At 35.8% G+C, this 19,183-nt stretch carries 17 protein-coding genes, 1 other RNA gene and 1 pseudogene; 18 read left to right on the top strand and 1 reads right to left on the bottom strand.

Annotation, left to right across the window (positions count from 1 at the left end; all coding sequences use genetic code 11):
- The first annotated feature begins 18 nt into the window (after positions 1 to 18).
- The 9 genes and pseudogenes from LGQ02_RS11500 (at position 19) to moaA (ending at position 6,263) form a co-directional block, all read left to right on the top strand.
- Positions 19 to 300: a CotD family spore coat protein gene (locus LGQ02_RS11500; protein WP_226514518.1), complete on the top strand. Its 282-nt coding sequence runs from the start codon at positions 19 to 21 to the stop codon at positions 298 to 300.
- Between the two features lie 276 nt (positions 301 to 576).
- Positions 577 to 749, top strand: a pseudogene (locus LGQ02_RS11495) (IS5/IS1182 family transposase); the annotation flags it as partial.
- Between the two features lie 625 nt (positions 750 to 1,374).
- Entirely contained in the window at positions 1,375 to 1,938 is a 564-nt protein-coding gene (locus LGQ02_RS11490) for an SLOG family protein (protein WP_226514517.1), read from the top strand.
- Positions 1,939 to 2,002: 64 nt separating this feature from the next.
- A complete protein-coding gene (gene gpsB, locus LGQ02_RS11485; RefSeq protein ID WP_226514516.1) occupies positions 2,003 to 2,338 on the top strand; it encodes a cell division regulator GpsB in 336 nt (111 codons plus the stop codon).
- A 27-nt stretch (positions 2,339 to 2,365) separates the two neighbouring features.
- Positions 2,366 to 2,776: a reverse transcriptase-like protein gene (locus LGQ02_RS11480; protein ID WP_226514515.1), complete on the top strand. Its 411-nt coding sequence runs from the start codon at positions 2,366 to 2,368 to the stop codon at positions 2,774 to 2,776.
- A 140-nt stretch (positions 2,777 to 2,916) separates the two neighbouring features.
- An RNA gene (gene rnpB, locus LGQ02_RS11475) (RNase P RNA component class B) lies at positions 2,917 to 3,308 on the top strand.
- A gap of 271 nt (positions 3,309 to 3,579) precedes the next feature.
- The gene (locus LGQ02_RS11470; RefSeq protein WP_226514514.1) at positions 3,580 to 4,716 is read left to right on the top strand and encodes a THUMP domain-containing class I SAM-dependent RNA methyltransferase; all 1,137 of its coding nucleotides are present in this window, start codon (positions 3,580 to 3,582) and stop codon (positions 4,714 to 4,716) included.
- A gap of 170 nt (positions 4,717 to 4,886) precedes the next feature.
- A complete protein-coding gene (locus tag LGQ02_RS11465) occupies positions 4,887 to 5,129 on the top strand; it encodes a DUF2564 family protein (protein ID WP_226514513.1) in 243 nt (80 codons plus the stop codon).
- 114 nt (positions 5,130 to 5,243) lie between these two features.
- Positions 5,244 to 6,263: a GTP 3',8-cyclase MoaA gene (moaA, locus tag LGQ02_RS11460; protein WP_226514512.1), complete on the top strand. Its 1,020-nt coding sequence runs from the start codon at positions 5,244 to 5,246 to the stop codon at positions 6,261 to 6,263.
- A 30-nt stretch (positions 6,264 to 6,293) separates the two neighbouring features.
- On the opposite strand, the gene LGQ02_RS11455 is transcribed toward moaA, so the two are convergent.
- Positions 6,294 to 6,596, bottom strand: coding sequence for a HesB/YadR/YfhF family protein (locus LGQ02_RS11455; RefSeq protein ID WP_226514511.1), 303 nt, complete (start codon positions 6,594 to 6,596; stop codon positions 6,294 to 6,296).
- A 278-nt stretch (positions 6,597 to 6,874) separates the two neighbouring features.
- Between LGQ02_RS11455 and LGQ02_RS11450 the strand changes: the two genes are divergently transcribed.
- From LGQ02_RS11450 to LGQ02_RS21300, 9 genes are all read left to right on the top strand, one after another.
- Entirely contained in the window at positions 6,875 to 8,392 is a 1,518-nt protein-coding gene (locus LGQ02_RS11450; protein ID WP_226514510.1) for a carboxypeptidase M32, read from the top strand.
- Positions 8,393 to 8,701: 309 nt separating this feature from the next.
- Positions 8,702 to 9,757, top strand: a complete 1,056-nt coding sequence (locus LGQ02_RS11445) for an ABC transporter ATP-binding protein (protein WP_226514509.1) — start codon at positions 8,702 to 8,704, stop codon at positions 9,755 to 9,757.
- Complete coding sequence (locus LGQ02_RS11440; protein ID WP_226514508.1) at positions 9,757 to 11,295, top strand: ABC transporter permease/substrate-binding protein; 1,539 nt, start codon at positions 9,757 to 9,759, stop codon at positions 11,293 to 11,295. Before LGQ02_RS11445 ends, LGQ02_RS11440 begins: the two co-directional genes overlap by 1 nt.
- A 90-nt stretch (positions 11,296 to 11,385) precedes the next feature.
- Positions 11,386 to 11,808: a universal stress protein gene (locus LGQ02_RS11435; protein ID WP_226514507.1), complete on the top strand. Its 423-nt coding sequence runs from the start codon at positions 11,386 to 11,388 to the stop codon at positions 11,806 to 11,808.
- A gap of 13 nt (positions 11,809 to 11,821) precedes the next feature.
- Positions 11,822 to 12,232, top strand: a complete 411-nt coding sequence (locus LGQ02_RS11430) for a CoA-binding protein (protein WP_404802426.1) — start codon at positions 11,822 to 11,824, stop codon at positions 12,230 to 12,232.
- A gap of 335 nt (positions 12,233 to 12,567) precedes the next feature.
- Positions 12,568 to 14,541, top strand: a complete 1,974-nt coding sequence (gene parE, locus LGQ02_RS11425) for a DNA topoisomerase IV subunit B (RefSeq protein ID WP_226514505.1) — start codon at positions 12,568 to 12,570, stop codon at positions 14,539 to 14,541.
- A 3-nt stretch (positions 14,542 to 14,544) separates the two neighbouring features.
- Positions 14,545 to 17,013 carry a DNA topoisomerase IV subunit A gene (gene parC / locus LGQ02_RS11420; RefSeq protein WP_226514504.1) on the top strand — a complete coding sequence of 823 codons (2,469 nt, stop codon included), beginning with the start codon at positions 14,545 to 14,547 and terminating at the stop codon, positions 17,011 to 17,013.
- Positions 17,014 to 17,951: 938 nt separating this feature from the next.
- Positions 17,952 to 18,530 (top strand): site-specific integrase, encoded by a 579-nt coding sequence (locus LGQ02_RS21305; protein ID WP_264183977.1) that lies wholly within the window; start codon positions 17,952 to 17,954, stop codon positions 18,528 to 18,530.
- Positions 18,511 to 18,861, top strand: coding sequence for a tyrosine-type recombinase/integrase (locus tag LGQ02_RS21300; RefSeq protein ID WP_319003537.1), 351 nt, complete (start codon positions 18,511 to 18,513; stop codon positions 18,859 to 18,861). Before LGQ02_RS21305 ends, LGQ02_RS21300 begins: the two co-directional genes overlap by 20 nt.
- The last annotated feature ends 322 nt before the right edge of the window (positions 18,862 to 19,183 follow it).

Raw genomic sequence — 19,183 nt, 5'->3', positions numbered from 1 at the left:
AATAAAGGAGGAAACCTCATGTTTAACCCTAGACGACGCCAAGTACAAATGATGCCACCAAAATATTGTCCAACGAAACATCATGTTACAGAAAAAGATTGTGATTATCTCGTTCCGGTCGTTCACCCTAGTCATACGACAAATGTTGTTAATCATAATTATAAATATTTCCACAACTTCCCACACACTGAATCAACAGTTCATCGTGTTAATCACCAACAATTCAGTTGTGGGCCAGGTGGTCCAAGACCATTTGGCGGGCCAATGGGACCGATGGGTGGACAGATGCCACCTAGATAATAAAACGAAGGTGAATGCGGACCAGAAATGGTCCGCTCCCTTTCACTATAATATATACGTTTTATTTAGGAAAAAGTAGTAGCCAAATTAAAATAATTACATACCTGAATGAATTTTATAACTCTGAGCCTACGTAGCTCAACGGTCCTAGGGCATAAAATAAGGAGTACCTCCCCAAATGTCGAATTTAGTAATTACCCAACAAACCAATTCGAAAGAGGAAAGACTCCTATGTCTACTATTGTATGACAAGAGAGCCTATTTAGTATAGAGGATTTGGAGCGTGTCATTGGATACTTAAAAGAATTCTTTCAGTTAAACAATGTAAGGTATCGTACAGGTAAAAGAGCAAAAGTCCACTTGATATGGTTACTATGGTTTACAACGGTTTAAAATTAGCAGGTGCACGATTGAATCGTAAATATTCAATTTTAGAATCAGCAGCTTGAATAAAAGGAATTGTTCAAGTTCAATGTGATAATTGTACAACAACCTTTAAAACAACCTTTTTAAATAAAGTTCGCCTGCGTAGTTGGACGGAATCTGCGAGACTCCAGCAGAAAAACGGGCCAGCCGAGACCCCGCAGGGTACTTTTCCCGAGGAGGCTTGGCGGTTCGTCTGCGGAAAGCGAGCGGATGCAGTCCAACGGAGCTGCTAGATTAGTACGCATTGATAACAACGTGTACAATAAAAAAATACGATGAAAATAAAAATCTGAATCTGTAACTAATTTTCAAGAAATGAATTATGAAATTGATTCACATGAATGTATTTCATAATTATGACCCTTTGTGGCTCAACGGATGCCACTACAGAGCGTTACGGGCAGAGGAAGAGACAGAAGATCTACTTTGGAAAGATGTGAGTCTTCTTTCCAAAGTTAACTGAAGTCGTGCCCGTGGAAAGCGAGCACCCTGAAGCGGAAACAACATTTAAGTTAAGAGAACTACCTTGTTAAAATAATGTATTATTTTTTATGGGAACATTGGCTTTTTTAAGAAGATGAATGATGAAATTGGAATACATTTGTAAAATTCTAACGATCGATACATAACCAAAAGAAAGGAGTTATTATGTACTCTGTTTTAGCAGTTACCGGATATAAGCCTCATGAAATTGGAATATTCAATGAAAAACATGAACACCTCCCATATTTGAAACAGGCAATAAAGAAAAAAATTCAACACTTAAAAGAAGAATATGATATCAATTGGTTTATTACGAGTGGACAACCGGGTGTGGAATTATGGGCTGCAGAAGCTGCTATTGAATTGAAGGAAATATACTCTGACATTAAGGTCGGGACGTTAGCACCATTTTTTGAACAGGAAGAGCGTTGGCAGGACCCATTAAAGGACTTGTATTTGAAAGTTTGGGAAAACAGCGATTATAAAGATTACATAACGAAAAGAAAGTATGAAAGCCCTCAACAGCTGAAGCTTAAAAATCAATTTATTATTGATAAAAGTGATGCCTTATTAGTACTTTATGACGAGTATACAGAAGGATCACCTGAATACTATTTAACATATGCAAAGAAAAAGGGAGAAGCTACAGGGTATCCAATCATATACTTAACTCCAGATGAAATTGAAGAAACGATAAGAGAACAGATGGATGATCATGGATGGAATTGACAAGAGTTAGACTTTCTGAAAGAATATAATCAATAATCTAATAGGATTAGTAGAGGTGAAACCGTTGGGACAAAATAGAATTTCTCGACTTACACAAAAGGATATTTTAGAGAAGGATTTTAAGACAGGCATTCGTGGATATAATCAAGATGAAGTAGACCAATTTTTAGATACAATTATTAAAGATTACGATGCTTTTGAAAATCGCATTGACTGGCTGGAAAAAGAAGTGGAGCGTTTGAAGAAAGAAACTGTGACGTTAAGTGAACATACGAAACGTCATCAACCACAAAGTCAATCACAAAGTCAACCACAAACAGGGAACACGAATTACGATATATTACGTCGTTTATCGAATCTTGAAAAGCATGTATTCGGCAGTAAACTTAATGATTCGTAATACCACTTATAAAAAGGAGTAACTAGTTTGATAGAAGTTTACATTGATGGTGGAAGTGCTGGAGATCCTGGTCCTTCAGGGGTAGGGGTCCTTATAAAAGGGAATGGTGTTAATGTAAATGCAAGTGTTCCGTTACCACCAATGTCAAATCATGAAGCAGAGTTTCATGGCTTTATTCAAGCACTTAAATTGTGTAAAGAACACGAGTTGAAGGTTTTATCGGTTCGAACAGATTCACAGCTTCTAGATGAAGCTTTTGACAAGAAGTATGTAAAAAACGAGCCTTTTAAGTCATTATTGAATGAAGCACTGGAACTAGTTGAGAATCATTTTGATTATGTATTTATGAAATGGATCCCTAGTAAACAAAATAAGCAAGCAGACCAATTAGCTAAAAAAGCGATCCAAAAATCAGTGGAAAAAAATGGATCGTCGTAACCTAACATACATATGTTATAATGATGATTGTCGCAAATAATTACGACATTATTTAAGGTTGATTGGATATATTTGGAGCTTGAATAAGAACAAATCAATATGCTATAATAAAATTTGTCGCTCAAATGACTAACCAAATAGTGTTTAGATAATCGCTGCACTTTTGTGTAGAGGAAAGTCCATGCTCGCACAGTCTGAGATGACTGTAGTGTTCGTGCCTAGCGAAGTCATAAGCTAGGGTAGTCTGGTTCGTACTGGACTAACGGCAGGGAATATACCTAAGTTCTTTTGAATATGGTGTATATACCTTGAAAGTGCCACAGTGACGGAGTCTGACTAGAAATGGTCAGAGTGGAACGAGGTAAACCCCACGAGTGAGAAACCCAAAATTAGGTAGGGGCACCCTCAGGAAGGAATTGAACGGACTGAGGGACAGACAATGAGGAGTTGTCTGTAGATAGATGATTATCACTTTTGTACGAGGGATGACAACCCGTTTGCAGTACGAAAGTACAGAACATGGCTTATAAAACACATTTGGTGTCACTGAAAAACTCCTCGATGAAATCGTGGAGTTTTCTTTTACATAAAATATATTTTCCTATATAATCATATCATAAAGAAGCTCGGCTATATGCCGAGCTTCTTTTACCGATTACTTATATTGCATCAATTAGAAAAAGACTTGGAAATCTAAATGTAACGATTACAATATCATTAAAGGCATATACAACCCTCATTTAAGAATATTTGATTATACAGTTCATGAAAAGTTGTGAATGAAAAGAGAAGGTGACATGTAAATGGAAAAACTGAAATTAATAGCAACAGCAGCAATGGGTTTAGAATCAATTGTTGCAGATGAAGTTCGTTCACTAGGATATGAAAACGTAAGTGTTGAAAATGGAAAAGTAGTATTTGAAACAGATCCACAGGGAATAGCCCGAGCAAACCTATGGCTGAGAACAGCGGATCGTATCAAACTAATTGTTGGTGAGTTTCAAGCTGAAACATTTGAAGAGTTATTTGAACAGACGAAAGCTTTACCTTGGGCTAAATATATATCAAAAGATGCAGAGTTCCCTGTTATCGGTCGTTCGGTGAAGTCAAAACTTTTCAGTATTTCTGATTGTCAAGCAATTGTAAAAAAGGCAGTAGTAGAAAGCTTAAAGAAAAGTTATAAAATCGATTGGTTCGATGAAAATGGCCCACTACACCGAATTGAGGTTGCTTTGTTAAAAGATAAAGCAACGTTAACAATAGATTGCAGTGGAACAGGTTTACATAAACGTGGATATCGTTATTTGCACAATGAGGCACCTTTGAAAGAAACGTTAGCTGCTGCGATGATAAAATTAACAAATTGGCATCCAGACCGTCCCTTTTATGATCCATTTTGCGGGTCTGGAACGATTGCCATAGAAGCCGCATTAATTGGACAAAATATAGCCCCTGGAGTTAACCGAGAATTCGCTTTTGAAGAATGGGATTGGTATAAAGAAGAATGGTCAAATAAAGCATTAGAAGAAGCTGAAGATTTAGCAAATTATGACCAAGCGTTAAATATTTTAGGGTCTGATATCGATCATAAAATGATTGATCTAGCTAAAAACAATGCGATGGAAGCAGGATTTCCGGACATTATCCAATTTAAACAAATGCAAGTAAAAGATTTCCGACCAACCGAAGAATACGGTGTAATCGTTGGTAACCCTCCGTATGGAGAAAGAATGCAAGAAAGAAAATATGTAGAGAACTTGTACAGAGATCTTGGACAAACGTTTAAAGATCTAGATACATGGTCAATCTATATGATCACTTCACACCCTGATTTTGAAAAGCTTTACGGTAAAAAGGCCACGAAAAAACGTAAGCTATATAACGGAAATATCCGTACTGATTATTATCAGTATTGGGGAAAAAGACCGCCTAGAAAATAATCATAAAAAGCTGCCTTACACGAGGTGGCTTTCTTTTCATTTTTAAAAAGAATAGAACTCAACTCCTCTGTGAAAAAATAAGTGTAAGAAATTACTCATAAATAGCGTATGATGCATTTATTTATGGAAAACATAAAGAAAGTATATTTATTAAGAGAGGGAGATTGTTCATGTCACAACCTTTTAACGATATTCAGCAAATTGAAATGGCAATTAAAGCAGCACAAAAAATGGTCGGCGCAGCCACGATGAGTATGGACCCAGACCAGTTACAAACAGCTACTCAAGCCCTTGAAGATGCAAAACGTCAATTACAATCAGCAAAACAGCATGATCTAGATTCCGAGTTTATTGACTATTCGTCAACGTTGATTGAAAAGTTAGAACATCAAGTGGATGAAGCAAAACATTAACTAGTTTTTATTATTTTAATGATGAATTTATTACAAATTAACGAAATGTCCCATATCCCCCTTTAACAAAGAAAATGGAACGAGTATAATGGAGGTTATAGGGGGATGAAGATCATGGAAAATCTATTAACAGATCGTCTCGGCAGACCTTTAAGGGATTTGCGAATTTCAGTTACAGATCGTTGTAACTTTCGTTGCCGGTATTGTATGCCGCCTGAAATCTTTAATAAAGACTATAAATTTTTACCGAAAACAGAAGTATTAACATTTGAAGAAATTACTCATTTATCTAAGTTATTTGTTGATATAGCAGGAGTAAGGAAATTACGAATTACGGGTGGAGAACCGTTAATGCGTCAAGATTTACCCAAACTCATTCATCAATTAAATGAAATTGATGGTGTTGATGATATTGCAATGACTACAAATGGCTCTTTGATCCCTCGTTACGCAAAACAATTAAAAGATGCGGGACTTAAGCGCGTAACAATTAGTTTAGATTGCTTAAATGATGAGAAATTTCGCTATATAAATGGTCGTAATATTGGTATTGACCAAGTGTTACATGGTATTGATGCCGCATTAGAACACGATATGGAAGTAAAAATTAATATGGTTGTAAAACGTGGAATGAATGATGAAGACATTCTTCCGATGGCAAAATATTTTAAAGATACAGGTGTTATCTTAAGGTACATTGAGTATATGGATGTAGGAAATTCAAACGGCTGGAAACTCGATCATGTTGTAAGTAAAGAGGAAATCTTTGATACGATCAATAAAGAAATGCCAATTGAACCGATCGATCCAAACTATACTGGTGAAGTAGCAGACCGTTTTCGATATAAAGGGACAAATCACGAAATCGGGATAATATCTTCAGTGACAGATGCTTTTTGTTCAACATGTTCAAGAGCACGGCTTTCAGCTGAAGGGAAGCTAGTGACATGTTTGTTTGCTTCAAAAGGGCACGATTTACGTGATATTTTACGTTCTGGAGCAAATGATGAAGAGATTGCTACGCAGATTAAAAACATTTGGAATCATCGAGATGATCGTTATTCTGAAGAACGATTAAAGTATACAGATAAAAAAGAAATGAAGAAAATTGAAATGAGTCACATTGGTGGCTAAAGAAGAAACGGGCGTTATTTAAACGCCCGTTTAATTTGGATTTGTTACATCTTCAATTCGGTCATTTACAAACGTCACTTTCTGTCTATCCTCATCAAAATCGATGATCATTCCATCGAAATACCACTCATCATCCTCACTTACACAAAATGTAATATCATTAACTGTGTATGTTTTAAAATCACGTTCAGGCTGTCCTTTATAAATACCTGCAGAGAAACCTCCGGAACCAATACCACCAACTCTAACAAAAAGTGTGATATGTTCTCCTTTTTCAAGGTTCATTTCGTTTTTATATAATTGACCAGCTTTTTCAGTAATTGTGAGATCCATCGTATCACTCCTTTTAATGCAATCAGTAATTTTTTATTATAGTTGATCTCAGTCGTTATGACAATGTTCCTTACTACGTATAATATTCTGATTATTTATGATCTTTTCAATGAAATACGACCTTAAATGAGTTATGATAGATGTGTTATTATTTTGGTTGTGATACAGTCATTAGTGTTGAGTTCTCAAAGGATTAGTATAGAGGGTTCTTGGAAAGTCTTGTATTAAAATTACAATCAAAGCCATGATAATTAATCTTTTATTCAGGAGGTAAGGATATGGTTAAAGAGATACATAAAACAAGTGATGCATTTCGAGATTATGTAAAGAAGATGATGAATTACAAAGAAGCAATTGGATTAGCGGCATGGGATTTGCGAACAGGTGCACCGAAAAAAGGTGTCGCTCAAAGATCTGAAGTAATCGGTACCTTATCATCTGAAATCTTTCATATGTCAACGTCTGATGAAATGAAACAATTTATAACGGAATTAAAAGATGAGCCTGTTTGGAATGAATTGGATGATGTAACAAAAGGTACTGTAGTAGAATGTGAGAAAAACTTGAAGAAATTTGAAAACATCCCAGCAAGAGAATATCAAGAATATGTCGTATTAACCTCTAAAGCTGAAGCAGCATGGGAAGAAGCAAAAGAAAATGCTGATTTTTCTTCTTTTCAACATTACTTAGAAAAAATTGTTGATTATAACCGTAAATATGTTGAATGGGTTGGCTATGAAGGCAATAAATACAACGCGTTGCTTGATGATTATGAGCCTGGTTTGACAGTAGAAACAATTGATCGAGTATTTGGTCAGTTAAAAGACGAAATCGTACCGCTCGTAAAAGAAGTGACGGAAGCGAAAGACCAACCGAAAACAGATTTCTTATTCAAAGAGTTTTCTGAAGAGGACCAAGAAGCTTTAAGTAAAGAGATATTAAAAGCGATGCAGTATGATTTTGATGCAGGTCGTTTAGATAAAACTGTTCATCCTTTTGCAATTGGTTTAAACCCTGGAGATGTTCGTGTCACAACCAAATATGATGAGACAGATTTTCGTACAGCAGTGTTTGGAACGATACATGAAGGTGGTCACGCGCTATATGAACAAAATGTCGGTCAGAAATATGTTGGAACCCCATTATGTACAGGAACTTCTATGGGCATTCATGAATCGCAATCATTATTTTGGGAAAACTTTGTCGGTCGAAATAAAGCTTTTTGGGAAAAATATTATGATGTATTAAAAAAGCATGCCTCTGGTCAGTTAGATGATATTGATCTTGACACATATTATCGTGGGATTAATGTGGCGGGACCATCTCTTATTCGGATAGAAGCAGATGAAATGACATATTCTCTTCATATCATTTTACGTTACGAGCTAGAAAAAGCACTTATTAACGGAGAACTTGAAGTGAAAGACTTACCACGTGCTTGGAACGATAAAATGGAAGAGCTTCTAGGTGTCCGACCATCTCATGATGGTGAAGGGGTACTACAAGATGTTCATTGGTCAGGTGGTGCATTTGGTTACTTCCCTTCATACGCTCTAGGATACGTCTATGCTGCACAACTTAAAAGTGCAATGAATGATGAGATTGAAGATTTTGATGAGTTATTACGTACTGGAAACTTAGCCCCGATCAAAGAGTGGTTAACAAGTCATGTTCATCAATACGGGAAAAGTAAACAACCGTTAGAAATATTAAAAGATACCACTGGAGAAGACATAAATGCAGATCATCTAATTAATTATCTAAAGAACAAATATCGGTCTGTTTATAAACTATAAATACGTAAAGTCGGCATGTTCATTATGTCGGCTTTTTCTGTTACTCTTATAATATTTCACGTACCGTATTAGAAATATAAAATGTAAAACCAATTATATAACTAAGAAAATTATAAACGAAAGAGACTTAGGTGCAACTCATATTTCTTTCGTGATTTTCAAAATAGATTTAGAATGATATAAGGGGTTGTTATAGCGTTTATTTAGTATGAAATGGTGATATAGAAAAAAGAAATTAAGACATGAAATACAACAATATCATGACTTACTATAATGAACTACCCATTTTTTTGTGAAAGGAGTTTATTAATGATTGAATTTAATGGGGTGACAAAGACATTCCCGGATGGAACTGAAGCAATTAGGGGAATTGACTTTAAAGTGGACAAGGGAGACTTTTTTGTTTTGATAGGTCCGAGTGGTTGTGGTAAAACAACAACAATGAAAATGATTAATCGGCTGATTGACCCGAATGAGGGAACAATAAAAATTAATGGAGAAAATATTAAAAACAAAGATATTAAAAAGTTAAGGTGGAATATTGGGTATGTATTGCAGCAAATTGCACTTTTTCCACATATGACAATTGAAGAAAATATTGCAGTTGTTCCAGAATTAAAAAAATGGAGAAAGGAAGATATACGTAAGCGCGTTGATGAATTACTTTCAATGGTAGGCTTAGATCCAGATACATACCGAAATCGTAAACCTAGTGAATTATCAGGAGGTCAGCAACAACGAATTGGGGTAATACGTGCATTAGCAGGTGATCCAGATATCATTTTAATGGATGAGCCATTTAGTGCTCTTGACCCAATTAGTCGTGAACAACTACAAAAGGATATACAAGATCTACAAAAAAAAATACAAAAAACGATTATTTTTGTTACCCATGACATGGACGAAGCATTAGCTTTAGGAAACAAGGTATGTTTAATGAAGGATGGACAAGTTATACAAATTGATTCTCCCGCTCAGCTTATTCAAAACCCTGCAAATGAATTTGTTAAAGAGTTTTTAGGTGGGAGGAAAGACCCATTAAGTGTAAATGTACATCACTTAATCGAGAAATCTTCTAAATGGATGGTCTTTGACAGTGAGATATGTGAAGAGACTGAATGCGAACGGATGTTCGTTAAAGATAAAAACAACAATTTTCTTGGAATATATAACAGAGGTTCGATTCATCATTTTAAATTCCCAATACATAAGTACACGACAATTTCTGAGGTATTAAAGATTTTTAAAGATATGAAATTAGATGTTTTACCGATTGTTGAGGAGAATAAGTTATTAGGAACCGTTTCATTAAAAGCGGTCGCATTTTATTTAGAAGAACAGCTTAATGAAGGGAGGGCGCTGTAATGGAACAGTTTTGGCGTTTGACCCTTGACCGTCACGACCTTCTGATCGATGCACTGTGGGAACACATTCACATGTCCCTTATTTCTTTACTATTAGCCGTTTTTATCGCTGTCCCTCTCGGAATATACTTATCAAAAAGGAAACGTTTTGCTGAGCCAATAATAGGGACCTCAGCTGTACTTCAAACCATACCGAGTTTAGCATTGTTAGGGTTTATGATTCCTTTAATGGGAATAGGTACTGCTCCTGCTATCGTTGCATTGACTGTATATGCACTTTTGCCGATTTTAAGAAATACGTATACAGGAATCAATGAAGTTGATCCTTCGTTAATGGAAGCATCACGAGGCATGGGAATGGGAACATTAAAGCAATTACATAAGATTGAACTCCCCCTAGCAATACCGATGATCATGGCGGGTATAAGGACATCTATGGTTTTAATTATCGGTACAGCTACTCTTGCTGCTCTAATAGGTGCAGGTGGTCTAGGGGATCTTATTATGTTAGGTATACAAAGAAACAATAGCTACTATATTTTACTAGGGGCCATACCTGCAGCAGCACTTGCACTTTTCTTTGATGCTATATTAAGACTTACAGAAAAATGGTCTGCCGGTCGATCAATTAAACCGTTTGCACTTGTAGTAATTATTGCTGTATTTACCGTGTTCAGCCCACACATTTACGGGCTTTTTGACAATACTGATCATGATCAAGATACGATCGTTATTGGTGGTAAGTTAGGTGCTGAACCTGAAATTGTCATAAACATGTATAAATTATTAATTGAACAAGAGTCAGATCTTATTGTGGATTTAGAACCACGTCTCGGAAATACTGATATCGTTTTTCAAGCTTTAGTAAATGATGATTTGGATGCTTACTTTGAATTTACCGGTACAGCAATCGCTAATTTACTAGATGAACAGTTAGAAAGTAATAAACCTCATGAGGCTTATGAACAAGCAAGAGAAGGGATGTATAAGGAATATAACCTGATCTTTCTCGAACCTTTTGGATATCAAAATACGTATGCATTAGCTGTCACAGAAGAAGTAGCAGAAGATTTTCGTTTAGAGACAGTTACTGACCTCTTAGACGTTGAAGATGAACTAACTGCTGGCTTTACACATGAGTTTTCTGACAGGATGGATGGGTATTTAGGTATACAAGAGTTATATGGATTAGATTTAGGTAACGTCCAAACGATGGATGCAGGATTACGGTCAGGAGCACTTGTATCAGGTGATGTGCAAATGATAGATGCATATTCAACTGACGCTTATATGATTGAATACAATCTTGTTGTTTTAGAAGATGATAAAAATTTTTTCCCGCCGTATAATGGCGCTCCCTTATTTAGGGAGGACACTCTAGAAGAACATCCGGAAATCGTTGATATATTAAACATGCTCTCTGGTAAAATAACAGAAAGAGAAATGCAAGAAATGAATTACCGAGTTGATTATGAAGATGAAGATGCATACATTGTTGCAAAAGAGTATTTAGAAAAAGAAGGATTACTTGCAGAATAAGTCGAATCATATAAGGGTAAAGAATAATTGGAAGGACAAAGTGTTTACGTTAACTTATTGGCTTACCTATAATTTATTGGAGGGGTCAACATGTTTCAGCATATATTATTAGCGGCAGATGGTTCAAAACATTCAGAACGAGCAGCAGAAAAAGCAATCTCCATTGCAAAGCTGGTGAAAAATTCAAAAATAACACTAATACAGGTGATTGATGAATTACCTTCAAATTTTAAAATGCTTGATGAAGAAATGATCCCCCAAAAAGTTACAAATGAGCAAAAGGAAAAGATTTATACCATCGAAACCAGCGTGCGCAAAGCAGGAATTACTATTGAAGTGAAACATTTATTGGGTGAGCCAGGACCAACAATCGTACGTGAAGCAAATGACAATGATTATGATCTTGTTGTCATCGGAAGTCGCGGACTAAACCAGTTTCAGCAAATGGTTTTAGGTAGTGTTAGTCATAAAGTGGCAAAACGAGTCAAAGTACCTGTAATGATTATAAAGTAAGGTGGTTGTAATGATGGAAAATCCAAATCAAGAAGAGATTAAAAGAATTTTAACAAATGCGAAGAGAATTGCTATCGTTGGATTGTCAGGCAATTCAGAGCGAACTTCTTATCAAATTGGTGAAGCATTACAAAACGCAGGTTATGAAATAATTCCTGTAAATCCAAACGTTGATGAAGTGTTAGGTGTAAAAGCTATATCGTCTTTAAAAGAGCTTGAGGAACCTGTTGATATTATCAATGTTTTTAGGAGAAGTGAATTTTTACCTGACGTTGCAAAAGATGCCGAAGGGGTACAAGCTGACGTATTTTGGACACAACTTGGCTTGTACAATGAAGAAGCATATGAAATTGCGAAACGATCTGGATTTACTGTAGTAATGGACCGCTGTATTAAAGTCGATCATGCTGTGTTAGTTAAGTAATAAACTTTTTTATTAAAATTGGTGAAAAAAGGCGCTCCAATACGGAGTGTCTTTATCCATTTTAAGCTGATTTTCACGGATCATTCATTGACAAACTTTACCTAACTTATATATTTTAGTAATGTGACAATCGTTTAATTTTACGTTTTTCTTGAGATTATATCGAAACGTTGTTGTACTTATGGTATGTTATATATTAGCTTTAAGTGGAAGTTCAAAAGCTGTTACAGCTATAAATGTTCATTTCTATGATCTTCACTAGGTATATGAAATTCTGTACAGGGACTTGAACGAACACTTTCTCTGAGAACGGATCATGAAAGGAGAAGAATTCATTGGCAAAATCTACATTTGAATATAATGATGATGCTATCCAAGTACTGGAAGGTCTAGATGCGGTAAGAAAGAGACCAGGAATGTACATTGGAAGTACTGATCATCGTGGTTTACATCATCTCGTTTTTGAGATTGTTGATAACTCCGTAGACGAGGCTCTAGCTGGATACGGGAATAAAATTACAGTGAAAATACATAAAGATGAAAGCCTAAGTGTGCAGGACGAGGGACGTGGATATCCGACAGGAATGCATCAAACAGGGCGCCCTACTCCTGAAGTTATCTTAACCGTATTACACGCAGGTGGTAAATTCGGTCAAGGCGGCTATAAAACGAGTGGAGGACTACACGGTGTAGGGGCCTCTGTCGTTAATGCTCTTTCAGAGTGGTTAGAAGTTACGATCTATCGTGATGGGAATATTTATAAACAACGGTTTGAAAATGGTGGTAAGCCAGTAACGACGTTAGAAAAGTCAGGTAAAACAAGAAAAACAGGTACCACTGTTCACTTTAAACCAGACCGCACCATTTTTAGTACGACGACATTTCAATATGACACATTAGCTGAACGTCTTCGTGAAGCTGCATTTTTGTTAAAAGGAATGGAAATACAATTAATTGATGAACGGCCAAATAAAGACACAACAGGTGAGACGTTTAAATTCGATACAGGTATTGAAGCGTTTGTCGAATTCTTAAATGAAGAGAAGGAAACGCTTCATACTGTTGTTTCTTTCCAAGGAGAGCATGAAGGAATTGAAGTTGACTTTGCCTTCCAATACAACGATGCATATACGGAGAATATTTTATCCTTTGTAAACAACGTTCGAACAAAGGACGGAGGAACCCATGAATTAGGAGCAAAGGCTGCTGTCACAAGGATCGTAAATGAACATGCTCGAAAATTACAGTTATTAAAAGACCGTGATAAAAACTTAGATGGAAACGATATTCGTGAAGGGTTTACTGCAATTGTTTCTGTACGTGTGCCAGAAGAAAAGCTCCAGTTTGAAGGGCAAACGAAAGGAAAGCTTGGCACACCTGAAGCGAGAGCCGCAGTAGATAATATCGTTGCAGAAAAGTTAACGTTCTTCTTAGAAGAAAACCCTAATTTTAGTAATACACTCATTCGTAAAGCTGTAAAAGCAGCGCAAGCAAGGGAAGCTGCAAGAAAAGCACGTGAAGATGCTAGAAGCGGTAAGAAAAATAAGCGTAAAGATGCGATGCTAAGTGGTAAATTAACCCCTGCACAATCTAAAAATGCAAGCAGCAATGAACTGTATTTGGTTGAGGGTGACTCGGCGGGCGGGTCAGCAAAGCAAGGGCGTGACCGTAAATTCCAAGCTGTCCTTCCATTACGTGGTAAAGTAATCAATACAGAAAAAGCTAAACTAGCTGATATCATGAAAAATGAAGAGATACGAACAATCATTTATGCAATTGGTGGAGATGTTGGGGCAGACTTTGATATTGATAATATCAACTACGATAAGATCATCATTATGACGGATGCGGATACAGATGGTGCGCATATTCAAGTATTACTGCTCACATTCTTTTATCGATATATGCGCCCACTCGTAGAAGCAGGGAGAGTATATATTGCATTGCCTCCTTTATATAAAGTGAGTAAAGGGTCAGGAAAAAAAGAAAAAGTTGAATATGCCTGGGATGAAGAAGGACTTAAAGATGCTATCAAAAAAATTGGTAAAGGATATACCATACAGCGTTATAAAGGTCTTGGTGAAATGGACGCCACGCAATTATGGGAAACAACGATGAATCCCGAAACGAGAACACTTGTCCGTGTTCGAATTGATGATATTGCAAGAGCAGAACGGCATGTATCAACGTTAATGGGTGATAAAGTTGAACCACGTAGGAAGTGGATTGAATCAAATGTTGCGTTTGGTTTAGATGAAGAAACAAATATACTAGACAATGATAATTTACTTGTCACAGAGGAGGAGTAATCCTTGCAAGAGAAAGATCGTTATTTAGACCTGCCTCTTGAAGATGTAATTGGAGACAGGTTTGGACGTTATAGTAAATATATAATTCAAGACCGGGCTTTACCTGATGCTCGGGACGGTTTAAAACCGGTACAACGAAGAATTTTATATGCAATGCACATGGATCGAAATACAGCAGATAAGCCGTTTCGAAAGTCTGCTAAAACAGTTGGTAATGTCATTGGTAATTATCACCCTCACGGTGATACATCTGTTTATGATGCGATGATTCGTCAAAGTCAAGATTGGAAAATGAGACATATGCTTGTTGAAATGCATGGTAACAACGGTTCAATAGATGGAGATCCACCAGCTGCAATGCGTTATACAGAAGCAAGATTATCGGCAATCTCACAAGAAATGCTTGCAGACATTGAAAAAGATACGGTTGATTTCATGCCAAACTTTGATGATTCTCAAGAAGAACCGGTCGTTCTCCCATCAAGGTTTCCGAATTTATTAGTAAATGGATCAACTGGTATTTCAAGTGGATATGCGACTGATATTCCGCCTCATAACCTTGAAGAAGTCATTGATGCTGCAATTCACCAAATGGAAAACCCAAATTGTGATATTGATTCGCTCATGAATTATATAAAAGGACCTGATTTTCCTACCGGCGGTACGATTCAAGGGATCGAAGGCTTAAAGAAAGCCTATGAATCAGGAAAAGGGAAAATCGTTTTACGAGGAAAAGCAGAAATTGAAGATGTTCGAGGTGGAAAGCAACAAATTGTTATAACAGAAATTCCATTTGAAATTAATAAAGCAAACCTTGTGAAAAAAATGGACGAGCTTAGAATTGATAAAAAAGTTGATGGCATTGCTGAAGTTAGGGATGATACGGATCGTACAGGACTTCGAGTTGTTATCGAGTTAAAAAAAGATGCCGATGCAAAAGGTGTTTTAAACTACTTATATAAAAATACAGACCTGCAAATTTCATACAACTTTAATATGGTAGCGATCTTTAATAAGACGCCTAAGCTACTAGGCTTAAAGCAAATGCTTCACTCTTATGTTGAGCACCAAAAAGAAGTTGTTACGCGAAAGACTACATATGATCTTACAAAGGCGAAAGAACGAGCGCATATTGTAGAAGGCCTAATTAAGGCAATTTCTGTTTTAGATGAAGTAATTGAAACAATTCGTGCATCAAAGGACAAAAAAGATGCTAAAGAACGTCTTCAAGAGAAATTTGCTTTTACTGAACCTCAATCAGAAGCGATCGTGAATCTACAGTTATACCGTTTAACGAATACAGATGTAACGACTCTAGAGGAAGAAGCGGAAGAATTAAAGAAGCAAATTGCGAAGCTAGAGAGTATTCTTTCTAGTGAAAAGAACTTAATTACTGAAATAAAGAAAGATCTTCGAGCAATTAAGAAAAAGTATGCTGATGACCGCCGAACAAACATTGAAGCAGAGATTGAAGATCTAAAAATTAACCTAGAAGTTGTTGTACCATCTGAGGATGTGATGGTAACAGTAACAAAAGATGGTTATGTAAAACGCTCCAGTCTTCGTTCGTACACTGCATCTAATGGAGAACCACCGGGCATGAAAGAAACAGACCGTCTGTTAAAAACGCTAGAAATTAATACAACAGATACGTTATTAATCTTTACAAAAGGCGGATCTTATTTATTTTTACCGGTCCACCAATTACCAGAAGCACGTTGGAAAGATAATGGCCAACATGTTGCTAACATCGTATCAATGGATCAAGATGACGAGTTAATAGAAATTATTCCAGTAAAAGAATTTAAAGATGATCAATTTATTACATTTGCTACGAAGAATGGTATGATAAAGCGTTCTATTTTATCAGATTATCAAGCACAGAGGCACTCGCGAGCACTAATGGCTATAAAGTTGAAAAATGATGATGAAGTAATTAATGTCATGCAAACGGATGGAGAACAAGATTTATTCTTTGCTACAAATTTAGGGTATGGTTTATGGTACGCAGAAGAAGAAGTAAGTGTAACAGGTCAGAGAACCGCAGGAGTGAAAGCAATTAACTTGAAAAAAGAAGATTATGTAGTATCATGCCAATCATTTCATCCTGATACACCACCATCATTATTGTTAATCACACAGCGAGCAGCTTATAAAAAAATGAAATTAAATGTCTTCGAAAAATCAAGCCGAGCAAAACGTGGCTTACTAATGTTAAAAGAACTTAAACGACAACCACATCGTGTCGCTCATTTATTTACGGTAACGAATAAAGATATAGTTTGGATTAAGTCAGCAAAAGAAGAGCAAGATTCAATTAAAGTAAAAGATATTCGATTTAACGATCGTTATACAAATGGATCATTTCTTTACGATGTTTCTGAAGGCGGAGAAATCATTGATGCTTGGGTAGAAAAAGATGTAATAGAAAGTAACAATGGTCCTGAAGAAAATGATGGATTAACGAATTGAAATTCTTTATTATAGACTAGCTAAAAACAACACTTAACGATTAAACAAGTTAAGTGTTGTTTTAGGTGTGTTTAACTTATTATTTACAAAACAAATATTTTTCTATAATATTATTATGTAAACTCGACTAATTGAGCAGGTGAGAGAGATGAAGGGGAATATAGCAAAAGGCATCTTTACGATTGCTATATTGACATGGACAGCATTATTAGGCTATGTTATATATCAATTTTCATAATTGTGCAATTAAGCACTGACGAATGTCAGTGCTTTTTTTACACCTTTACAATCTTTAAGTTCATTAAAATAAAAGACTTGAGTAGAACGGTAACGAAGGATTTCGCAAATAGGACATGTGAAATCTAAGTATTGTTTATTATAAAAAAACAAACTAAACGATCTATGGAGGACATCGAAATGAGATGTTTCTGCCAGCTATATTATTATATAGAAAAGATGTAATTATAGAGATTGGGGAATTTAAACAACTGTTTAAAAAACAGAAATTGGCTTAGTAAAATGATATTAATGAAAAATTTCCATTAAATATCGTGCAACATTCTAAAATTAACATTTTTGATTAGAGAAAAGATATAAACAATTACTAATAAAATTTATAAATAATAACAGACTTTTATGTAGAAAAATTTTTATTACGTCTCAAAACTAATAGTATACTTGGTAATTGAGACTATTTTATTATTCTTATTATGACTTCTGATAATATATATTATGTTAACCTGGATTAAATTCAAACGTACCATAAGTTCATCGCTCCACGTTCCCATAATATATTATATCGTTCACTTATCTCTCCGAGTTGAACATAATTTACGGCGTCTTCCCGATAAGTCCATCGGGTTCCCATAATATTCATGTATCGTCCATAATTTTCAGGGTTCGACCGCATAACTACATTTTTAAGGAGGTTCGTCCCCATGAATTATGTACAGGCTGCCGATGACTACATTTTGTATTTGGAAGTCGAAAAAAACTATTCGGTTAATACCCTAAATAGTTACGCATACGATTTGAAGCTGTTCGGTGATTTCTTGGATCAGAACAACCGTTCGTTAATGTTAGATGAGATCACTTCATCAAGTGTCCGCCGTTTTGTCCAAGATCAAGTTATTCAATATGAAATCAAACCGAGAACCTTGCAGCGACGTATTTCTTGCTTGAAGTCTTTTACTCAATATTGTTTAAAAGAAAATTATATGAAAGTCGATTTTATGGCAGGTATTCAAGCCCCAAAATCAGATAAAAAATTGCCAAGTTACATGACATTACCCGATTTAAAGAAGCTGTTTTCTTCTCTGGAAACGGATGAACGACCGTTAGCCCTAAGGAATGAATTGATGTTCAAATTATTAGCAACAACGGGCATGCGCAGGCAAGAATTAGTCGATCTGACATGGGAGCAAGTCGATTTGAACTATAAGACGGTATTAATTCGAGGAAAAGGAAAAAAAAGAGCGTCTCCTCCCTCTTCATCCGATCGTCATTCCTTTAATTAATCAATATAAAAATCAATTACTGGAGGCTCAAACGCATTACAGCGAACCGATGTTTTACAATAAAAATGGGGAGAAATTAAACCCGCGAGGATTGCACAAAATATTTAAAGAGTCATTAGTGCGTGCTGGCTTACCTTCACACAGGTTTTCTCTTCATCATTTACGTCATACGTTTGCGACGCTCTTGCTACAAGAAAATAAAGATAAAGTGGATTTAAGGACGCTTCAAGAACTTCTCGGTCATGAAAGTCTTGCTACCACAAGTATGTATACGCATATTGATTTCGAACAAAAGAAAAAGGCGATCAACAGCTTTTTAGTCAAAAAATAAATGTATATTAAAACAATTTTTGTAGAAAATGAAAATATATAATTACACGAAAATATTTTGATCTACAAATAAAACCGAGCTTTAAAAAGCTCGGTTTTAAAAAATACTTTAGCTTCTTCAACTAACGCACCCCGTTCGTTTACTTTTCTTGGCTTAAGGAACGTACGAATAGAATTCCTGAGAATATTACTAAAGCTATGTTAATTTCTGAGTTATACAGTAAATTGTGCATAAAACCTGTTCCATAGCCAAACCCATTGAGCCAGTAGTAAGACGGGACCATACAAAACACAAATAAAATTAGAGAAGGAACAATCATCCA

The sequence above is a fragment of the Bacillus shivajii genome (assembly GCF_020519665.1).
GTDB lineage: Bacteria > Bacillota > Bacilli > Bacillales > Salisediminibacteriaceae > Bacillus_CA > Bacillus_CA shivajii.
The sequence above is the reverse complement of the archived record's forward strand: the minus strand, read 5'-3'. Positions and strand labels throughout refer to the sequence as shown.

What these genes read in the sequence shown, in the direction of transcription:
- LGQ02_RS11500 (WP_226514518.1), top strand. Translation starts at nt 19, where the DNA reads ATGTTTAACCCTAGACGACGCCAAGTACAAATGATGCCACCAAAATAT.
- LGQ02_RS11490 (WP_226514517.1), top strand. Translation starts at nt 1,375, where the DNA reads ATGTACTCTGTTTTAGCAGTTACCGGATATAAGCCTCATGAAATTGGA.
- LGQ02_RS11470 (WP_226514514.1), top strand. Translation starts at nt 3,580, where the DNA reads ATGGAAAAACTGAAATTAATAGCAACAGCAGCAATGGGTTTAGAATCA.
- LGQ02_RS11465 (WP_226514513.1), top strand. Translation starts at nt 4,887, where the DNA reads ATGTCACAACCTTTTAACGATATTCAGCAAATTGAAATGGCAATTAAA.
- moaA (WP_226514512.1), top strand. Translation starts at nt 5,244, where the DNA reads ATGGAAAATCTATTAACAGATCGTCTCGGCAGACCTTTAAGGGATTTG.
- LGQ02_RS11455 (WP_226514511.1), bottom strand. Translation starts at nt 6,596, where the DNA reads ATGGATCTCACAATTACTGAAAAAGCTGGTCAATTATATAAAAACGAA.
- LGQ02_RS11450 (WP_226514510.1), top strand. Translation starts at nt 6,875, where the DNA reads ATGGTTAAAGAGATACATAAAACAAGTGATGCATTTCGAGATTATGTA.
- LGQ02_RS11445 (WP_226514509.1), top strand. Translation starts at nt 8,702, where the DNA reads ATGATTGAATTTAATGGGGTGACAAAGACATTCCCGGATGGAACTGAA.
- LGQ02_RS11440 (WP_226514508.1), top strand. Translation starts at nt 9,757, where the DNA reads ATGGAACAGTTTTGGCGTTTGACCCTTGACCGTCACGACCTTCTGATC.
- LGQ02_RS11435 (WP_226514507.1), top strand. Translation starts at nt 11,386, where the DNA reads ATGTTTCAGCATATATTATTAGCGGCAGATGGTTCAAAACATTCAGAA.
- LGQ02_RS11430 (WP_404802426.1), top strand. Translation starts at nt 11,822, where the DNA reads ATGGAAAATCCAAATCAAGAAGAGATTAAAAGAATTTTAACAAATGCG.
- LGQ02_RS21305 (WP_264183977.1), top strand. Translation starts at nt 17,952, where the DNA reads ATGAATTATGTACAGGCTGCCGATGACTACATTTTGTATTTGGAAGTC.